A 19,468-nucleotide genomic window follows, 5' to 3' on the forward strand; every position below is an offset into this window, starting at 1 on the left:
GCACAGTAGATATGAATGCGGTATGAGGAGCCATGAACGATTTCTCCACGACACTTAAAGCTTGGCGTGCGGCGCGGCGATACAGCCAGCTGGACCTGGCCATGCAGGCTGAGATTTCCGCTCGGCATTTGTCGTTCTTGGAAACCGGGCGCGCGCGACCGAGCCGCGAAATGGTGGTGCGATTGGGCGAAGCGCTGGAGCTACCGCTGGACGCGCGCAACCAGATGCTGACCCATGCCGGTTTTGCCATTCGGTACGCCACGCGGGACTGGAATGATGAGGCGATGGCACCGATCCGGCGCGCCGTTTCGCGCCAATTGGAGCGAAACATGCCGTACCCGGGTTTGGCTGTTGATCGCCTCTGGACCATCCGTCAGGCGAATCCAGTAGCAATAGCGCTGTTCGCGCCTTTCGGCGTTAGTGTTGGTGGTAGTCTTTTAGACCTGATGATGTCTGAGATACTGCCACAAGTCGTCGAGAATTGGCCTGAGGTAGCTCATCAGGCTGCCCTTCGTCTGCGAACCGAAAGCGCAGCGCACGGCGGCATCCCAGAGTTTAAAGAAGCGATCCGATACTTGACGGTTGCAGCTGCCTCACATGAACTACCCCCCAGTCCAGTCATGCCGACGATCCTGAAAATGGGAGATCAGCGGCTTTCGATGTTTGCAACGATCTCACAGTTTGGGACGCCCCAGGACTTGTTCTTGGACGATCTGAAGATCGAACTTTACTACCCGATGGACGAAGCAACGGCCCAGATATTTGAGCGGTTTGCCGCGAACTAGGTAGTAAGCTCCAATCGCACTCCCGAGGTAGGTTTCGTATCAGGTACCTACGTCTAGGCATCTGCCAAATCGTCAATTCGGTGAGTTTGCTGAAGGAAATCACTTAAGAGCCGACATTGGTGCAGCTGCGGCGAATTCACACTTTTTCGCAGATAGTGAGTTCCTTGTGTCGAGAGTTTTGCTGTTGCAGCGATTGACCGGTATGCGGGCTGCGATTGCAGCATCTTGATCGATCGGTGAACGGCAGCAATGGGCCGTGGACGTTATCTTCGCGCCATTTCTTTCACGAGTTCATCAGCTTCGGGTCGCCCTGATTGGTGCCGGTATCTGAGCGCTACGATGTCCCGTTGAATGTGCATGTCTTCGATTGGCATTGTCTTTAGCGCAACGTCGTTTGGGATGGCGGTCTCAGGCAGGATAACAGCACCGGAACCCTGGCGAGCCAGATCAATGAGCCAATCTACGCGGTTAGATCGGTAAGATGCGTATAGGGAATGTCCGAGATCAGAAAAGGTCGCATGCAAAGTGTCTCGCATCTCGCAGTTTGGTCGATCCAGCATCGTTGTTTTCGCAAGATCACCGAGAGTAACAGCATCCAGCTTGGCCAGGTCGTGGTCCTTTTTCACCACCACGCGGTACTGTTCGTCATAGAGATGATCTATTCGATAGAGATCAGGGCTCGCATCTGTTGAGGCGACGACAACATCCAATTGCCCGTCCCGAAGCTTCGTAAGCAGATCCTCAGTCCGCCCCACAATCAGTTCGATTTCCGCTTGCGGAAGGCGTTCCCTAAACCTCTCCACCGCAGCAGCGATTTTGTTGTTTCCGACCGTATCCCCAATGCCGATACCTATTGGTACGCGTTCCAGTCTCGTATGTCGTACCGCTTCCGCCTTGGCCTCGCGAGTCTCTGCTTGAACCCTTTCAAGTCTTGGTTTCACAAGCTGCCCCAACGGTGTGAGGCGACAGCCTGCGCGGTCACGGATAAATAGAGCGCCGCCAAGTTCGTCCTCCAGCTTCTTGATCGCTGTCGTGAGCGAGGGTTGTGAGACATTGGACGCGCTCGCGGCGTGGGTGAAGTTGCGGTGCTCGCACACTGCAAGGAAATATCGAACTTGATTCATTTCCATGTTGGTTGGCCTACCGTCTCAATGCCCTGAATAAACCATAGTCATTGCCTATCGTAATATAGAATCTCGGAATTGGAGCTGAAGACATCTGCCGTGAGACAAGAGTGCATCGAAACGAACCCAGATGAACTCAAACCAGGAGACGACCAATGAAGACCCGAATCCTCAACGCACTCGGCGCAATCGCACTGATCGCAACGGCATCCACTTCTCACGCACAGGAAAACGTTATGGACAACTACACCGCAAGCTATATCGCTATGCCAGCCGCCGAAGGCCAAACCGAAGCCTTCGCGGAGTTTCTCGCGGGTGCTGCACCCATCGTAAAGGAGACAGAGCCGGGAACCGAGCTTTGGTTCGCACTACAAGACAACGACACACTGGCCATCTTTGACGTTTTCGTCGACGAAGCGGCACGCAACGCACACTTCTCGGGTGCTGTCGCAGGAGCTTTGAACGAAAACGCTGATGCTCTTGTCGCCGGAGGCTGGGACGCGGGCGTTGTCGCCAACATCAACAACTCCAGCGTGCTATCAGCAAAGGCTCCGGTTGATCGCTACACCGCAACAACCGCCACCTACATCGCCATCGAGGCGGCACCGGGCAAAGCGGACGAATTGGCGGCTCTATTGACCGCAGCCGGTCCCATCGTCGCCGAAACAGAAGCGAAAACCCTACTTTGGATGGCCTTACAGATCGATGAAAACAACTTCGCAATCTATGACATCTTCGCTGACAACTCAGGGCGCGAAGCCCACTTCGCCGGGCAGGTTGCAGGTCTCCTGAATGCGCAAGCTTCTGACCTGGTTAAAGGCGGTTGGGATGACGGTGTGGTCGCCAACGTGCGTAACTACGACATCCTCGCAATCAAGTGAGGCCAATAACAAATGCACAGGGAGCCCCGTTCGCGGGGATCTCTTCGTTAAATCTGTGAGAAATCAATGTCTGCTTTCAGGAAGCTGCACTGCGGCGCTAAGCAACCCAATCGATGTCGCCTTTGGGCCGTCCTCATCGACCCGATCCGACCTTGGGCACAGGATGCCGCGGTCGCTCCGATGGCCGCGAAGAGCCCCAAAGTTCCAAATGCTGCACCTTGCATGAGTAACTGCGAAGCAGCGTTTGCTGACATTCGCATATGTGAGAATTGCTCGAAGCTGCCGCGGGCTTCAGCGCCTTGATGAAGCGGCGCGGCCTTTCAAACCTGTCGTTCGCCGCAACGGCACGATTTAGTAGGTGATCAAATGCAAGACCGCGGGCTTATCCGCCACTTTCCTGCGCTGCTATTGTCCATCTGGTTTAGGGCGATAACCAAGCTCGTGATACCTAACTCTCATCGTCAATCCCCATTTCGTGCAGAATGGAGTTTCCGCGCCAATCAAAAGCCATGCCGCGCCTGGCTGACGCGGCACGGTTAACTATCCCGCGCACATCCACGCGATCGCTTTCAAAGAACTTCACCGCCATAGATCTCTGCAAGGTTCTCAGCGCTTCCTTCCATGAACATTGGCATCATTTTCGACATCATCCAGCCCTGCATACTCGTGGTCTCAAAATACCGCCGCATATGCATGATTGAGCCGCCTTCGGCTGGCGTCACGATCACGACCCCCCGATGGCCTTCAAAAGCGTCAGGTGCCCAAAGTGGTTTCGCGACCATTGAAGCCGCCGGGTCAAGGTGAACGATTTCGTCTGTTTCGCCTTCCTTGTAAGAGACCAGAGAACCGACCCCAAAATCCCCAGCTTCCCTGGCTGAGTTGTCAATTACAACATTCTCCGGTGGAGGGGACACCCAATCGGAGTAGTCTTCGAACGCGGCGACGATGACCATGGCTTCGGACGGTGTAATCGGCAGGAACACCTTGACCTCAGCGCCCAGCGGTTTGTCGGTGAAGTCTCGGACGTCCAACTCCCCAAACACGTGAGTTTCGGGCGAAAGGCCAACACCCGGGTCGCTTCTCAGAGTGGGGCTGAAACTGAGAAACCCAAATCCACCAACGATAGCGATCACGACGAGGCCGCCAATTATTTTGAGTATCTTCTTCATTTCGTTCTCCATCGTAGGCGTGGCGACGACCGGCCACGCCTTGTTTCGTTTTGATGTCTTAAGCGGGCACCGCACCAGCAGCAGACGGGGAGCTGTGCTTGACGCCTTTGCTGTCGATCTTTCCGCCGGTCTTGAGGTGATGCTCAAGGCTCTCCAACATCAGCGACACGCGCTTTTTCATCATGGGCTTCATCATGAGATTTCCCATGATCGCGCCGAGGGGCCCCATACCGATTTCTATGTCCATTTCGACGATGACGTCGGTGCTGTTGCCACTTGGGCTCAGACGGATGACGGACTTGCCGCCCTTCATGGGTGTGGGGGTCTCGCTAAGCGACATGTGAATGGCGCGCCCCTCCTCGATCTTCGTGATTGTCTCGACGATGGACGTCTTGTCGACGAACTCGCAGCGGCGCTTGGCGCCCACACCCTCGTTGTTCTGGCTCAGCAGCGGGGACCGCACGACCCATGGCTGAAAGCGCCAGATGCCGCCCCAGTCGTTAAAGGCCGCCCAGATGTCTTCGGCCGACGCATTCACGCGCTTTGTCATTTCTGCATGCATATTTCTGTTCCTTCTAGGTTTGAGGGTGAGGTGCGCGCGATAGGCGCTTACGCGGTACTTTCCGCGGGCTCGCTGCCGGACAGGGCATAGGCCGCCATCGCGGTATCGACCTCGGTTCCGACCAGGTGGTTGGTGTAATTGGAGAAGGTCTTGCATGCGATGGCGAGGACTACCCCGAAAACGTGCTGATTGGTGAAACCGGCAGCCAAGAAGCGGTCGACATCGTCTTTGTCGACCGATCCTCGCAAGAGGGTCATCTTGCGGGTGAACACGGACAAGGCACCAAGCCGGACGTCAGCAGGCATGCCACCCTTGCGCAGGGCGTCCAGCGCGTCCTTCGGAACGCCAGACATCTTGTCAGCGAGCATGGAATGAGCGGCGATACAGTAATGGCAACCGTTCGCATGGCTGATTGTTAGGAACACCGTCTCCTGCTCGGCGGGCGTGAATCCCGCCGCTTCACGGAACACTGCATAACTCGCGGTGTAATGCTCCAGAACAGCCGGCATGTTCGCCATGGCCGCGTACATATTTGGAACAAAGCCAAGCTGGCCCCGCGCGCCAGCGAGGATATCCGCTGCGGCACCTTCCGCGGTATCAGGCGTCTTGAGCTCAACTGAGATGAGTGGTGGCTTGGGCATTGCCGTTGCTCCTTGGGACATCAATGCCGCTGAAGATGGGCTGTCGCGGCCTTTGGCGCTATGCGCAATTTCGCACCAGTCGGTTCCAAAAATGATACGTGCTGGTCTGAAATTGGTCCGTTAGAACGTGCCTGGTGCCCCAAGAGCAGGAGTAGTCTGATGCGGTTCTTCAGGTCGTTTGCATTTGCGATTGCGATGTTGGCAGGGATTTCCGTGCAGGCGGATGAGGGCTGGACGGACCTGGATTTGTCGAGCGCGCGGCTGATCGCGGCGCAAACGGCAGCGCCAGCAGATGGTTCGCTGCAGGTCGGCATCGACATTTGGCTCAACGACGGCTGGAAAACCTATTGGAGAAGCCCAGGCGACGCGGGGTATCCGGTCACGGTGGAGTGGTCGGAGTCGGACAACGCTGAACCGACACAAATGCAATGGCCCGCGCCGCACCGGTTTTCGCTCTTCGACCTCGACACCTTTGGATACGGCGAGCGCGTCGTTTTTCCTGTGAATGTGCATGTCCCGGACCCCTCTCAGCCCGTTCATTTGAGCGCGATGGTCGATTATCTGCTCTGCAAGGAAATTTGCGTGCCGCAGACCGCGTCAGTCTCTCTGACACTCGACCCGGGCACGCCGATCGCCGGACCGGATGCGCAGTTGATCGACCTCTACCAATCTCAGGTTCCGGGCGATGGGTCTCAGTCCGGCTTTTCTTTGGACGATATTACACTCACGAACACCGGCAACGGTATCGCTGTGCGCGTTACGTCCGTGTTCCCGCTGACCGCTCCGGACGTAATCCTAGAGGGGCCGGAAGATATCCTGTTTTCTCGCCCTGCTATTGATCTGCAAGAGGATGGGTTGGGCTTCACCGCGACACTGCAGGCCGAAACCGTCGAGGGCACGCACGCCGACCTAGCGGAGAAAGACCTGACACTCACCATTTTGGATGGCACGCGCGGCCTCGAAGCTCGCCTGGACACCGCGACACTCACTAAGGCAAGGGCAAGCATTTCAGTTTCCGCGTTTCTGGGGTTTGTTGGGATTGCCTTTGTCGGCGGTATGATCCTGAATCTTATGCCGTGCGTCCTTCCCGTGCTGTCAATCAAGTTGCTCTCGGTGGTCTCACACGGCGGTCATAGTCCAGCCCGGGTCCGCCTCTCGTTCCTAGCTTCTGCCATGGGCATCCTGGCGTCCTTTTGGGTCCTCGCGCTTGGCGCCGTCGCCCTGCGTTCGTTCGGCGTTGCGGTGGGATGGGGCATTCAGTTCCAGAACCCCTATTTCCTTGTCTTCATGGCCATCACCGTAACAGTATTCGCTTACAATCTGCTCGGCATGTTTGAAATTCCGCTGCCACACTGGATGTCTGGGACGGCGCAGATTGGCAATTCCGACACGCTAAAGGGCCATTTCCTGACCGGCGTCTTCGCGACGCTGCTCGCCACACCGTGCTCTGCACCTTTCGTCGGTACAGCAATCGGTTTCGCGCTTTCATCGGGCACTTTCGAGATACTCGCCATCTTTACCGCGCTCGGTGTCGGCCTTGCCGCACCCTTCCTGCTTGTCGCTGTTTTCCCCCGGCTTGCAACATCGATGCCCAAGCCTGGTAAGTGGATGCTAACAATGAAGAAGGTGCTTGGGTTTGCCCTTGCCGCAACGACCGTTTGGCTGCTCTTCGTCATTGCTGGCGTTTCCGGGCATACCCTTGCCATTGTCGTAGCGGCTGGCCTTGCCGTCATGGGGGCTGCGCTTTGGGCAGGCCGGTCGGTCGAAGGCCGGGGCGGTGCTATCGGGGCGACACTTGCGATTATTGCGTTGGCACTAATGTTGAGCCCCAGCGTAATCACCTCGTCGCAGGCTGATGCCTCGTCCGTCGTGACAGCCGAGTTCGGAGTATTCACCGAAGCGGAGCGAGACCGTCTCGTCTCGGCGGGCAAGGTCGTCTTTGTCGATGTGACAGCGGATTGGTGCATCACGTGCCAAGTCAATAAACGAGTTGCACTGAGCGACGCCGATGTGCGCGCTGCGCTGGAAGCGGAGCGGGTCGCGCCCCTGCAGGCCGACTGGACGCAGCGCGACGATAGCATTCTGTCGTACCTGACGAGCCACGGCCGCTACGGCATTCCGTTCAATGTAGTCTATGGGCCCGGCGCGCCAGACGGGATCGTGCTGCCTGAGCTTTTGACTCGCGGAGCGGTGCTAGACGCCCTTCGAAAGGCGCAAGGCTAAGCGCCGCGCCCCTCGATAAGATCAAGTTTGTCGGACACAACGTCGTAGAGATACTCGCGAAAACTCCGAAGTCGTACGCTGTCCCGCAGGTCCGGATGCGTCAGAACCCAAAGTGTCGTATGCGGAACTGGCCGCGCGTCAGGCACTCGCTGAAGCCCCGGATCTAGGTCGCCCATCATGCATGGAAGGAAGGCCATACCGAGGCCACGCTTGGCAAAAGCCATCTGGACAAACACGTCGTCGAAACTGCCCATAACCGGCATCGGCTCCAGCCCCGCCGAATGGACCCATTTCGGATATTCAACAACGTCGTCCCATCCCAGCCAGCGTCCATTTCGATTTGATCCCGAAAAGGTATGTGCCTCGATGTAATCGGTCGAAGCATAGGCACAGGACGCTTGTGTCGCCAGGTTACGCCCAACCAGGTAGTCAGGCGGCGAATTACCCTGGGATGTAAAACGCATTGCAATGTCAGCTTCCCGCTTTGAAAGATCAAGAAGGTCCTCGGTTATATCGAGGATCAGGTTAACGAGTGGATTTTGCTCAACGAAGCTGGCTAGGTCGTCGGTCAGAACGCAAACGGCCATTGGTAGCGGAAGAGTAAAGCGAACGTCGCCGGACAGTTCGCGATCTCGTCCCGCGACGGACCGTTCGGCTGAATGCATTGTTTCTTCAATCGTTCGGGCGGACCCAAGTAGGTCTTCGCCTGCCGAAGTGATCAGCAAACCGTCTGGCGTTCGATCAAACAAGCGGGCCTTCAACGCAAATTCAAGCGCATCCATTCTGCGGGACACAGTGGAGTGCGCGACCTTTAGGCTCTCTGATGCACCGCGGATTGACCCCGCACGCGCGACTGCGAGAAAGACCTTCAAATCGTTCCAATCAACAGACACCGTAGAAATCACCTTTGGATTAGCGGCGGAATTTTTGTTCGTGTGTGGATGTCACACTTTAATTCATAGCTACTGTTCCATTTTTCGTCCAGTGCGGCCCTCAAACAGAACATGAGGTGCATTTTCGACTAGTGTAACTTCGTGCGCAGGTACCCAACCAGGAGGATTCCATGCGCCTGATTTCCACTCTCAAGACAACTGCCGCCGTTCTGGCCGTTGCCATAAGCCTCGCGGCTACCGCACCCGTTGCGGTCGCTCAGGATATGCCACCGCGTGTCGTCGGTGCGGTCATGGTCGACGAACTGACCATGGCTCCGATGCAATTCGCAATCGAGGTCGAACTCGCCGCCTCGCCGGCTGACGTTTTTGCCTTCGTCTCGGACAGCAACAACGTTGATGACATAATCGGCACCGTGTCCGATGTTTCCGTGTCCAGCGACGGCAAGTCCCGCGATCTGACCCTGGCAGACGGCACGGTAGTGACCGAAACGATCCTCGTGAACGATGCAGGCAAATTGTCCTTTGCCTACAGCTTGCCCGGCGACAACCCGTTGGGCATGTCCAACCACCTTGCCGTGATGCAGGTACGCCCCGCAGAGGAACGCGACGGTGCAGTCCTGTCCTGGCAGCAGTATTTCGACGGCGAGACCTCCGAGGAGGTGATGGCGCTTTATACCGAAGCTGCAGCAAGCCTCACTGACCGATTTGGCGGCTATTCCAGCGGGATACACAGCGGGATCGCTGACGTTACGTTGACCCACACCCGGATGTTCAATGTGTCGGCACAGGCCGTCTGGGCTGAAGTTGCCGAGAACTACGCTGGTGCCCACGAATGGTCGAGCGTGATCGAGTCCATCGAATTCGAGGACACGGATGGGAAGGTTGGCGACGTGCGCGCCTGTTTCATCCCCGGCCTTGGGGGCGCGACCCGTGAGATCATCACACGCTACGACGAAGACAATTTCACCTATGCTTACACGATCGAAGCAGGCATGCCTCCGTTTGTGACCACCAACGAAGCCGAGTGGAGCGTCAAACCGATTGATGAAGATTCGTCTGAAGTCACGGTGTCCATCGTCTTCGAAACCGCACCGGGCGTACCGCCGCAGGCTGTCGCATTCGCGCGGACGAGCTTCTTCATGTTCGCGGGCTTCGGGATCGACGATCTCAAGTATTTCCTTGAGAATGGTACGCCCTACGCGCGCCAGTTCCCGTCTTAAAACTGATCGCCAAGGGGGTCGAACATGCGCAAAATACTATCTCTTCTGCTAGCAGTCGGCTTGTCGATCCCCTTCGCTGCCGTGGCCCCCAAAAGGGCCGCGGCGCAATCTGACGCGGACATCATCACGCTCGTGACCGATCAGGGTGAGATCGATGCACGGATCATAAGAAAGGCGGACGCACCCGACGCCGCGCTCATCATCGGCCTCCATGGTTACGGCATGGACGCCAAGCAGATTGAAACACTCGTCAATATTGAACCAAACACAGACCACTCCTTTGTTGCCTTGAACGCGCCGGTGCCCGTGGAGGGCGGAGGGGGCGCTTGGTTCCCTCTCGACGATAGCTCGGGATCAATCGTGGTAGATCCGGGCGACGTACGGCTGGGCAGTGAATGGGTTGCTGACGCAACACTCGCGCTTGTCACCGAAATCGGAGCGGACCAGGCGCAGGTTTACATCATTGGCTTCAGCCAAGGCGCGTCCATGGCGCTCGGTCTTGCGCTAACTCACCCCGATCTCGCGGCGGGCTACATTGCCTTTGCGGGCGGGTTGCCACGTGAGATCCGCGCAGAAGACTGGTCAGTCGAAGGCGGCGCGCCTGTTCTGTTGGGATACGGGGCACGCGACACGCGTTTTAGCGCCGAGGAACTGGATGCAACCGTCGCCGCGCTTTCAGATGCCGGGCTATCCGTTCAACTGGAAACCTTCCCGGTCCCCCATGTGGTCAGCGGGGCCGGACGCCGTGCCATTGCCGCCTGGATAGATGACCGGGTCGCAGGTGTGCCGGTGGCACAAATTCGGCCACTTCCTTTTGCGGTCACAGCTGCGCCGGACACCGGCGTCGCGCCAGAAGCCGTCATAGCCGAAGCCTTAGCCGCGGCTGAGGCGCGCGGCGGCTATTTCGGCAACCCCGACGGCGATCTGGTGATCTACAAGTTCTTCGATTTCAACTGTTCAATCTGTCGGATTGCGCACCGCCAAATGGAACGGTTCCTGACGCAGATGCCCGACAACACGCGGGTGGTCGCGGTGGACGTTCCGTTGCTTGGTCCCGGATCGCGCGAAGTAGCGGCGCTGACGTTCTCAATCGCAAAGCCGGAAGACTATAATCGTGCCTACCACGCGCTCATGGATGGCCGGGGCCAGATGACCGGCGCCCGCGCGCTCCGCGAGCTTGAAGATCTGGCGATCGCTGTCGAGATCGCGGATACCGAGGATGCAATCGACACATACCAGAACGACATGCGGGTGAACACGGCGGCCATGCGCGCGCTAGGAATTGCGGGTACGCCGGGCTTCTTTGTCCGTTTGCCGGATGGCCGCGAACAGATGTTCACCGGCTGGGACGCGCAGGCAATTGCGGCCTTCGTTGGCTTAACGCTGAAGTAATCTAAGCCAGTTTCCGGAGGCCACAGATATGACCGAAGCCCTGTATTTCAAAACAGATGACTTGGGTGCCGTTCAGACGCTATTGTCCCAGATCCGGCAGCGCACAACAGCGCTGGCCGAAACTCTCTCTGCCGAAGATGCCATGCTGCAGTCCATGGAAGACGCCAGCCCAGCTAAGTGGCATTTGGCCCATACCACCTGGTTTTTTGAAGAATTCATCCTTCGAACCAATGTCGAAGACTACGTCTCTCCCGACGACCGTTTCGCGTTCCTTTTCAACTCCTACTATGTTCAAGCAGGCCCAAGACATGCCCGTGACAAGCGCGGTCTGATTTCGCGCCCTTCCCTGCAGGACGTTCACACTTATCGCGCTCATGTCGATGCGTCGCTCGACAGGCTTCTCAACTCAGGGCGGGATGAGCTGGTCGATATCGCGGCGTTGGTAGAACTTGGGTGTCACCACGAGATGCAACACCAGGAGTTGCTGGTGACAGATTTGCTTCACGGCCTGTCCCATAACCCTTTGATGCCGTCCTATCGCCCACCCGAACCGCTCCCGATTGTCCAGGCACCAGAGCTGGAATTCATTGGCCATGTCGGTGGTCTCGTGGAGATCGGCTATACAGGCGATGCGTTTCACTACGACTGTGAAGGCCCGCGCCACCCGACCCACCTCGCCCCGTATGCGCTGGCAAATCGCCCGGTCACAAACCGCGACTGGATCGCCTTTGTCGAGGACGGAGGATACGACAAACAAACCCTGTGGTTGTCCGACGGCTGGGCGACGCGTCAGCGCGAAGCTTGGGATGCGCCGCTTTACTGGTGGCGACAAGATGACGAATGGTGGTCTTTCACCTTGCGCGGAGCGCAACCCGTTGCCCTCGATTCTCCGGTTGTCCATGTCAGCTACTATGAGGCGGATGCGTTCGCACATTGGGCCGGAGCGCGTTTGCCGACTGAGGCTGAACACGAAGCGGCATTTCGCAATCGGCCCATTGAGGGCAACTTCGCCGACAGCGATGCGTTCCTCCCGCTGCCCGGCGACGGCATCTGGGGCGACGTTTGGGAATGGACCCAGAGCCCCTACACCCCTTACCCCGGGTTCCGCGCGCCGACCGGCACCATCGGCGAATACAACGGCAAGTTCATGGTCAATCAGTTCATTCTACGCGGAGGGTCCTGCGCGACGCCGCAAGCGCAGATGCGGCCGACCTATCGGACGTTCTTTTACCCACATCAGCGCTGGCAGATGCTCGGCCTCCGGTTGGCAAAGGACGCGTGATGCTGGACACGCCGATCATCATGAACGAGGCGCTGCTGATCGCGGCGCTCGACGGTCTTCAACAGGTTCCAAAGACACTCCCCAGCAAATGGTTCTACGACACCGAAGGCAGCCGCCTCTTCGAAGAGATCACGCAACTGCCGGAGTACTATCCCAGCCGCACGGAAACGCACATCCTGCGCGCGCAGGCTGGCGGGCTGTCAAAATCCATCCTGGCTGGCGGGGCGCTTGTCGAACTTGGAAGTGGCGCAAGCGTCAAGACTCGGCTGCTGATTGATGCCGCACCGCATCTGGCACTGTATGTCCCAGTCGATGTTGCAGACGAGTTTTTGCGAGACACGTCGGTCAAGCTGTCGCAGGCATACCCAGGACTGTCCGTACAGCCCATGGTCGCGGATTTCACCGGTTCGTTTGCGTTGCCCAAAGACTTGTCTGACGTACCAAAGACGATCTTCTTTCCCGGCTCGACCATCGGCAATCTGGATCAAGAGCAGGCGGTCGCGTTGCTGTCCTGCGTCCGGGCGTGGGACGGCGTTCACCGGTTCATCCTTGGCGCTGACCTTGTAAAGTCGGCTGATGTCCTGATCCCGGCCTATGATGACGCGGCGGGTGTGACGGCCGAGTTCAACCTGAACCTCCTGCGTCGCCTGAACCGCGAGATCGGCGCAACGTTCAATCTGGAAAGCTTCCGGCACGAGGCCCGCTGGAACGCAGATGAAAGCCGGGTGGAGATGCACCTGCGCAGCGAGGTGGACCAGAGCGTATGCGTCGGTGACGCGCACATTCAGTTCAAGGCTGGTGAAACCATCCTTACCGAGAACAGCCGCAAATACACCGAAGCAGGCCTGCACGAGTTGGCGAAGGCGTCCGGCTGGAAGATCGACGCGTTCCACACCGACACCAAAGCCTGGTTCGCGGTCGCCGTGCTCTCTCCGGTGTGAGGTCTGCAAGGCTCCGACTGTTATTGGGCTAACAAAGGTCCGCTTTGCGTACGCATGATATATGTGCTGCTACCGCGGCGAAGAACTGCGTACCATCCAAAGTGCTTTTTGCTGCGACCGCAAACGGCGCAAAGCAGACTTAGAGACGAAGAAATCAAAAGGCAGCCCCGTCCGCGATGCGTGAGTTCGACGAAGCCAGGAGTTCGCGCTTGCGGCGAATGTCGGCAATGCGGGCTGCGATCGCAGCATTGCCGAGGCTGGTTCAATGTCTGGTTAGGGCCGTCCCCATCTAGGTAACCGTTAGCGGACGCCTAGATGCTGCGCTTACTCCAACGGCGGTGAAGAGCCCATTTTGACAAATGCTGCACAATCTTCGAATGTCGGCATTCCGCAGTGTAGGTTGAATGTATTTGGCGAAAATGACGATGGAACCATCAAATGAATTGCTCTCAATACCAACGGAGTTTATCGAAATTTCTGGATGCTTCGTCAGGATCGAAGCGGCGGATGCGAGTGGAATCGCCTTGCAAAGAGGGCACCCGCATAGACCGCCGGCACGTTTTAATCGCTGTGGAGAAGATGCGCTTTACCTAAGTCCAGATGCCGAAAGCGCGCATGTTGCAATTGGCGGCGATGTGACATGTAACGACTCGCCTCGCGTGCTGGCCAGATACAAAGTTGCACGCTGCAAGCTCGTTGATCTCAGAAGCAAAAATGCAGCCAAGCTCTACGAACTGGCGCGATGCCCATGGCGCACGGCGCTTGAGAGCGGTGAAGACCCACCGTCTTGGACCGCTGCTGATATCGTAAGGGAGTCAGGTGCTGTTGGACTTATTGATCCATCACGGCGCCGTGCCAAGCTCTGGCACGTGACACTGTTTCGCTGGAACGAGCCAAGAGCTCCCAAGGTCAGCCTGGAGGGACCGCCTGAGCAATTTGCGGTAACGCCCGGATATCGGTAGCCAGGAACTTTCCCATATCGACGGCGTGAGCCGAAAGGCAGCTTTCGTGGAACCAAGGAGATATGGCAGGTTATGACCAACTCCATACCGAGCTATTTCATGTGGTATTCGATCACAGTGACCCCCGGAGTTTGTCGTAGGAAATTGCCACGTGTTCGCGATATTGGTCACGTTCCATGAGTTGATCGAAGTACCGTTGCAGGATCGGCCAATCCGGTCGGTTGATTTCGATATTAAAGTAGCGGTACAGAATATGTCCAAATTGTATGTCCGCGAGCGTAAAATGTGATCCGGCGAGCCACCCGGTGATCGCGATCTGCCGTTCTGCTATCGCAAATTTGTCGTGCAGGTCATCTAACGCTTCCGCAATTGCAGTCGGGTTTCGATCTGCCTCCGGTATCCGGACCACACGCCAGAAGATCGGGCCAGTGAACGCCATAGCGACGTTGATTTTCGCCCATTCGGCCCATTTATCGACCTGTGCTCGTTCGCCCGCATCATCGGGCCAGAACTCATTTGGCGCAAAACGTCCTGCCAAGTAGCGCAGGATCGCGCTGGTTTCCCAGATCGCAGGCCCATCATCATCGCGAAGCACTGGCACTGTCCGATTGGGGTTAAGTTCGCCGAACGCCTGTGTATCGGTTAGACCATACACATGTCCGGCGTCGTGACGAACAAACTCCAATTTCAGTTCGCTGACGCACCACATCAAAGCTTGGACGTTAGATGAAGTGCGGCGTCCCCAAATCTCCAGCATGCTTAGCCCTTACTCCATCCCTGCTAGCTGCGACTTGTGAGCAACTTGAAACCGGTGAAAACAAAGAACACACCAAGCGTTGCTTGGATAAATCGGCTTGCCTTGCCGTAGAGCGTCACCATAATGGGCGTCGAGAACGCAACGGCATAGAGTACGTGGATCACAATCGAGAGCATGAACGTCCCAATGACGATGACTGCTGCAACCCACAGCGGTGCACCGGGCTGGAGGCCCAAAGCGATGATGGCGATCCAAGTCAAAGCAGCTTTCGGGTTGGTCATTTGGATGATGTATCCTCGCAAAGCATACCCAAATGGTGCCCGTGTCTGACCATCGAGCGCGCGTGCCTCAATGTTGTGGGCTGAGGCAGCAGATTTGAAAGCTTTGTAGGCCAACCAAAATAGGTAAAGTCCACCGACGATCTTAGTAACAGCGATGGCCGCAGCATACGTCGTAAGAAGCGCGGAAAGGCCCAAAGCGGTCAACATTGCCCATATGAAAGAGCCGGTCGCCACTCCTAGAGCCAGCGAAATGCCCGCCTTTCGGCTCACACTCATTGATGTGCTAATCACAGCCAAAACATTCGGACCGGGACTGGAAACGCCCAAGAGAAACGCTGAGTAGGCTAGCAAGATTCCGGGCAGATAGGTGTATAATTGTTCCATGTTTGGCTGTCCTGTTTTCGGATGACCTGCGTTGGAATGATCAACAGATCAAGAAATTGATCGAAAAGCAGACTTTCCCGCAGCAGCAACGAAGGTCGGCAAAAGTCCGCGTGGTCACTATCGAAGCACTATACAGAGAAAGTCCGTTTCGAGCCCAAATCGATCCAAGCGTGAGGATTCGGCGAGTGTCCCGAAGAGCAGACTTCAGCCAAATTGTTCATCACTAAGTTCCCAATTCATCTTCCAACCATTTGATAAGTTGCTCAGTCTGCGGATGTGGCCTTCCGACCGGTCTGCGAAACACGGAAATCTCGGTCGGCCGCTGGACCTGCTCCCGACAAGGGCGGATCAGCTTGCCCTCCGCGATCATGCTCTCGGTCGTTCGTCGCCATCCGAGCGCCACGCCCTGTCCGGTCACGGCGGCTTGCAGCGCAAGAGGGTAGCTGTCGAAAGGAACCAGTTTCGGCCGACTGGTCGTTGCTGCGCCAATTCCGGCAAACCAGTCGTCCCAATCCATCCAGTCCTGCGGTGTGACGCTGTGAGCTAGAAGCGAAAACTCTGTCAGACGAAGCGGGTCCAAAGGTAGAGCCTCGTTTGCGACAAGCGACGGTGCGCAAACCGGAAAGATGTCGTCTGATGCCGTGAAAGCGAGTCGCGCCGTGCCAGCTGTGCGACCGGATGTCTGCATCGCCACATCGAAATTCTCGGCGGCTTCGGTCAGCGGATTGAGGCTGCTGACAACCCGTAGTTCCACACCGGGATAGCACTCATGGAAGCCGGAAAGGCGCGGCATCAACCAATAGAAGGCTTCGCAGAGCTGACAATGGAGGATCAGCTCATCCGACCGCCGGTCGCCCCGCAGCAAGGCGACCTCGGCGGCAACGTCAGACAGAGCCGCGCTGACCACGCGCCCAAGCCTGCGACCGGCATCCGTCAGAAAAACCGCCCTGTTGCGGCGCTCGAACAGCGGTATCCCAAGTTCCCCCTCCAAAAGACCGATCTGCTTGGTGATCGCCGTCTGGGTGAGGCCCAGTTCGTTAGCGGCCTGCGAAAAACTCTCGTGCCGCGCGGCGGCCTCGAAGGGCCGCAATCGCGTAAGCGGAGGAAGGTGGCGAAGAGGCTTTTCCATAACCTAAAGTTATCCAAATTAGGCGAAAATTCATTTTATCTCTGCTTTGATAAATGATTTTTGGAGAACGACAAAGATCGCATGTGAAAGACGGCGCATGACCAGGGTTCAGACAGGATACCGGACCGGCTATGCGGTCGGCGCAGTTGTCATTGCCGTTTTGGCGCTTTCGCTTGGCGATGCGATCATCAAGGCCACCGGCCTCGATCTGCCATTGTGGCAGATGTACATCCTGCGATCAGCGCTCGTGCTGCCGCCCCTGTGGCTATTGGCCTGGCGCAACGGTTTCCGTCCTTTCGGCTCTCTGTTCTGGGTAGTCATCCGCAGCATCCTGCTCGTCACCATGTGGCTCAGCTACTATTCCGCGTTGCCGTTGATGCCGCTGTCTCTGGCGGCAGCAGCCTACTACACCTCGCCGATCCTGATCACAGTCGTCGCCGCTGTTCTCGCCTGTCGCTGGCCTGCACCGCGCGTCCTGTTTGCAATTCTTCTCGGGTTTGTGGGCGTCGTCCTGATCCTGCGGCCAGACGCTTCCGGATTTGATCTCGCGACACTACGGCCGCTAATGGCCGCGTTTCTCTACGCCTGCGCAATGGTGCTGACCGCCCGCAAGTGTCGCGAAGACGATCCGGTCGCACTGGCGCTGGCGCTCAACATCGCCTTCGCCGTTGCGGGTGCGGGTCTCGGTCTGTTTTCGGGTCAAGAGGGGTCGTTTATATTCGGCCCGTGGCAACGCCTTGATCTCAGGTTGATCGGGGTCGTCGCGGCGCTTGCGGCGGTGATCCTGATCGGCAGCGTCGGTGCGGCGATTGCCTATCAAAACGGACCACCTGCAACGGTGGCCACGTTCGACTACAGCTATCTCGCCTTCAGCCTGATCTGGGGCGCAATCTTCTTCGGCGAGCGACCTTCGGCATTGTCGTTGGCGGGTATCTTGGTATTGTGGTGGCGGGTTTTCTGTCGCTGCCACGTTCCGAAAAGCAGGAATGATGACCGATGCAGGACCATCTCGCAGCGCGTCACTTTCGATATTGCCAATCCAACACGCACAACTTACGCTTTACGTCACAGGAGATAAAATATGACTTTCAACTTCGTCGTCATGGTGAGCAACAGGTGCATGGTCCGATAAGGGTTTCCATATCCGTTTCCATGCGCCCCCGAACATCTTCGGGGGCTTTTTTGTTTCCAGATCAAGACAATCCGCCATGTATTGCCCTAAAACACCGCCGCATCTTCTGACCTTGATCCTGCTGACAGGGTTCTCGCCGCTGTCGCTGAATATGTTCCTGCCGTCGCTCGCCAGTATCGCTGTCGATTTGGGGACGAACTATGCAACGGTCAGCTGGTCGGTCTCGGGCTATCTGGCCATCACTGCCGTCATCCAACTCATCGTCGGACCGCTCTCGGATCGGATCGGACGGCGACCCGTCCTGCTCGTGGCCGTATTGGTCTTTGCGATTGCCTCGACAGGCTGTGTGCTGGCGCAAAACATCGGAACATTTCTGGTCTTTCGTATGCTTCAGGGTGGCATCATCGCCGGATATGCGCTGTCCCTTGCGATTGTGCGGGACACCAGATCGGAGCGGCAGGCGGTCAGCCTGATCGGCTATATCGGCATGTCAATGGCCGTGGCCCCGATGCTGGGACCAATGCTCGGCGGGGTTCTGGATACCTTTTTCGGATGGCAGTCCATCTTCTTGTTCTACGCGGTCTCGGGCTTTGGCCTCCTTGCGATCTGCTGGGTGGACCTAGGCGAGACAAGACCGAAAGCGACGGAACCCTCCAGAGCACCGTTGATCGGCTCAACGGCGCTTATCCGGGAACCGCTGTTCTGGGCCTATGCGCTCTGCGGGACGTTTTCGGTGGGGGCGTTTTACATCTTCCTCACCGGCGCACCCCTCGTTGCGCAAGCGACGTTCGAAGTATCAACGGCGGAACTGGGTTTCTACATCGGCACGATCACGGTGGGCTTTATGTGCGGCGGCTTTGTTGCAGGTCGGTTCGGCGCGGGGTTCGACCCGACGACGATAATGATCGCAGGCCGCCTCTTTGCTTGCACAGGTCTTGCCCTTGGTCTGGTGCTTTTGGCCTTGGGGGCCACATCACCCTACCTCTTCTTCGGCAGCACAATTTTCGTCGGCCTCGGAAACGGCATCACCATGCCCGGCAGTAATGCGGGCGCGATGTCCGTGCGGCCAGAACTTGCGGGAAGCGCGGTAGGTCTGAGCGGTGCCTTGATCGTCGCAGGCGGCGCGATCCTGACGGCGTTGACGGGCCTTGCGGTGTCGGAGGCCAATGGGCCACAGGTGCTGTTGTCACTTATGCTCGCTTCATCGGGGGTCGCGCTGGCCTTCGCTGTGTGGGCGGCAAGTCTGAGAAAGCCGGAAGGGGGTGCCCGATGACAAACCATCCGAAACTTGCCGCGCTGTCCGTCGTGATCCGGGACGATAAGGTGCTGCTGGTCAAGCGGCGGAATGAACCGGATGCGGGCCTTTGGGGTTTTCCGGGCGGGCATGTCGATCTTGGCGAAACCGTAATGGACGCGGCGGCACGTGAGTTGCGCGAGGAAACAGGCGTCATCGGGTATCCGGTCCGCTACCTAACCAATGTGGATGTGATTGTGCGTGAAAAGGACGGCTTGGTCCGGTTCCATTTCCTGCTGGTGGCAGTGCTTTGCGACTTCGTCTCAGGTGAGCCCGCCGCACAGGATGATGTGAGCGACGCGCGGTGGTGGGCTGTCGAGGACGTGCTGTCCGGCGCGATGGCTTGTAGCGAGCATGTCGATAATGTCGTGAAATTCGCATCCAAATTCTGAAAGCTGCCGTTCGAACTGAGTAAG

Annotated in this window: 19 protein-coding genes; 11 read left to right on the top strand and 8 right to left on the bottom strand. The window is 57.5% G+C overall.

The features are described 5' to 3' along the window. Window positions 1–32: 32 nt before the first annotated feature. Complete coding sequence (locus Q1A63_RS12490; RefSeq protein WP_298970193.1) at window positions 33–785, top strand: helix-turn-helix domain-containing protein; 753 nt, start codon at window positions 33–35, stop codon at window positions 783–785. A gap of 263 nt (window positions 786–1,048) precedes the next feature. On the opposite strand, the gene Q1A63_RS12495 is transcribed toward Q1A63_RS12490, so the two are convergent. Further along, on the bottom strand, window positions 1,049–1,915 hold the full coding sequence (locus Q1A63_RS12495; RefSeq protein ID WP_298970192.1) for a LysR family transcriptional regulator: 867 nt from the start codon (window positions 1,913–1,915) through the stop codon (window positions 1,049–1,051). Window positions 1,916–2,064: 149 nt separating this feature from the next. Between Q1A63_RS12495 and Q1A63_RS12500 the strand changes: the two genes are divergently transcribed. Next, entirely contained in the window at window positions 2,065–2,790 is a 726-nt protein-coding gene (locus Q1A63_RS12500; protein WP_298970190.1) for a hypothetical protein, read from the top strand. A 569-nt stretch (window positions 2,791–3,359) separates the two neighbouring features. Here Q1A63_RS12500 and Q1A63_RS12505 read toward each other — a convergent pair. Genes Q1A63_RS12505 through Q1A63_RS12515 form a run of 3 tightly spaced genes read right to left on the bottom strand, consistent with a single transcriptional unit; the run spans window position 3,360 to window position 5,162 of the window. Continuing rightward, window positions 3,360–3,959, bottom strand: a complete 600-nt coding sequence (locus tag Q1A63_RS12505) for a hypothetical protein (RefSeq protein WP_298976117.1) — start codon at window positions 3,957–3,959, stop codon at window positions 3,360–3,362. Window positions 3,960–4,017: 58 nt separating this feature from the next. Continuing rightward, window positions 4,018–4,521, bottom strand: coding sequence for an SRPBCC family protein (locus Q1A63_RS12510; protein WP_299631805.1), 504 nt, complete (start codon window positions 4,519–4,521; stop codon window positions 4,018–4,020). A 47-nt stretch (window positions 4,522–4,568) separates the two neighbouring features. Further along, a complete protein-coding gene (locus tag Q1A63_RS12515; protein ID WP_298976121.1) occupies window positions 4,569–5,162 on the bottom strand; it encodes a carboxymuconolactone decarboxylase family protein in 594 nt (197 codons plus the stop codon). A gap of 213 nt (window positions 5,163–5,375) precedes the next feature. Between Q1A63_RS12515 and Q1A63_RS12520 the strand changes: the two genes are divergently transcribed. Beyond that, complete coding sequence (locus Q1A63_RS12520; RefSeq protein WP_299631807.1) at window positions 5,376–7,385, top strand: protein-disulfide reductase DsbD domain-containing protein; 2,010 nt, start codon at window positions 5,376–5,378, stop codon at window positions 7,383–7,385. Here the strand turns inward: Q1A63_RS12520 and Q1A63_RS12525 are convergent. Continuing rightward, the gene (locus Q1A63_RS12525) at window positions 7,382–8,290 is read right to left on the bottom strand and encodes a LysR family transcriptional regulator (protein WP_366524347.1); all 909 of its coding nucleotides are present in this window, start codon (window positions 8,288–8,290) and stop codon (window positions 7,382–7,384) included. The genes Q1A63_RS12520 and Q1A63_RS12525 overlap by 4 nt on opposite strands. 158 nt (window positions 8,291–8,448) lie before the next feature. Here Q1A63_RS12525 and Q1A63_RS12530 point away from each other — a divergent pair, with 158 nt between their 5' ends. The 5 genes from Q1A63_RS12530 to Q1A63_RS12550 all read left to right on the top strand — a co-directional run bounded on the left by Q1A63_RS12530 (window position 8,449) and on the right by Q1A63_RS12550 (window position 14,075). Beyond that, a complete protein-coding gene (locus Q1A63_RS12530; RefSeq protein WP_298976126.1) occupies window positions 8,449–9,498 on the top strand; it encodes an SRPBCC family protein in 1,050 nt (349 codons plus the stop codon). A gap of 24 nt (window positions 9,499–9,522) precedes the next feature. Continuing rightward, window positions 9,523–10,890: a DsbA family protein gene (locus tag Q1A63_RS12535; protein WP_299631810.1), complete on the top strand. Its 1,368-nt coding sequence runs from the start codon at window positions 9,523–9,525 to the stop codon at window positions 10,888–10,890. A gap of 28 nt (window positions 10,891–10,918) precedes the next feature. Further along, entirely contained in the window at window positions 10,919–12,172 is a 1,254-nt protein-coding gene (egtB, locus tag Q1A63_RS12540; protein ID WP_298976129.1) for an ergothioneine biosynthesis protein EgtB, read from the top strand. Between the two features lie 20 nt (window positions 12,173–12,192). Further along, window positions 12,193–13,113: an L-histidine N(alpha)-methyltransferase gene (gene egtD / locus Q1A63_RS12545; RefSeq protein ID WP_299631814.1), complete on the top strand. Its 921-nt coding sequence runs from the start codon at window positions 12,193–12,195 to the stop codon at window positions 13,111–13,113. 419 nt (window positions 13,114–13,532) lie between these two features. Beyond that, window positions 13,533–14,075: an RES family NAD+ phosphorylase gene (locus Q1A63_RS12550; protein WP_299631816.1), complete on the top strand. Its 543-nt coding sequence runs from the start codon at window positions 13,533–13,535 to the stop codon at window positions 14,073–14,075. Between the two features lie 112 nt (window positions 14,076–14,187). Here Q1A63_RS12550 and Q1A63_RS12555 read toward each other — a convergent pair whose 3' ends face one another. From Q1A63_RS12555 to Q1A63_RS12565, 3 genes are all read right to left on the bottom strand, one after another. Further along, window positions 14,188–14,832, bottom strand: a complete 645-nt coding sequence (locus Q1A63_RS12555; protein ID WP_299631818.1) for a glutathione S-transferase family protein — start codon at window positions 14,830–14,832, stop codon at window positions 14,188–14,190. Window positions 14,833–14,855: 23 nt separating this feature from the next. Then, on the bottom strand, window positions 14,856–15,497 hold the full coding sequence (locus tag Q1A63_RS12560; protein ID WP_299631820.1) for a LysE family transporter: 642 nt from the start codon (window positions 15,495–15,497) through the stop codon (window positions 14,856–14,858). Between the two features lie 223 nt (window positions 15,498–15,720). Further along, on the bottom strand, window positions 15,721–16,626 hold the full coding sequence (locus Q1A63_RS12565) for a LysR family transcriptional regulator (protein WP_299631822.1): 906 nt from the start codon (window positions 16,624–16,626) through the stop codon (window positions 15,721–15,723). Between the two features lie 97 nt (window positions 16,627–16,723). Between Q1A63_RS12565 and Q1A63_RS12570 the strand changes: the two genes are divergently transcribed. From Q1A63_RS12570 to Q1A63_RS12580, 3 genes are all read left to right on the top strand, one after another. Further along, a complete protein-coding gene (locus Q1A63_RS12570) occupies window positions 16,724–17,704 on the top strand; it encodes a DMT family transporter (RefSeq protein WP_299631824.1) in 981 nt (326 codons plus the stop codon). A 130-nt stretch (window positions 17,705–17,834) separates the two neighbouring features. After that, window positions 17,835–19,031: a multidrug effflux MFS transporter gene (locus tag Q1A63_RS12575; RefSeq protein ID WP_299631826.1), complete on the top strand. Its 1,197-nt coding sequence runs from the start codon at window positions 17,835–17,837 to the stop codon at window positions 19,029–19,031. Beyond that, a complete protein-coding gene (locus Q1A63_RS12580) occupies window positions 19,028–19,444 on the top strand; it encodes an NUDIX hydrolase (RefSeq protein ID WP_299631828.1) in 417 nt (138 codons plus the stop codon). The genes Q1A63_RS12575 and Q1A63_RS12580 overlap by 4 nt, the downstream gene beginning before the upstream one ends. Window positions 19,445–19,468 lie beyond the last annotated feature (24 nt).

The sequence above is a fragment of the uncultured Roseobacter sp. genome (genome assembly GCF_947499265.1).
GTDB lineage: Bacteria > Pseudomonadota > Alphaproteobacteria > Rhodobacterales > Rhodobacteraceae > Roseobacter.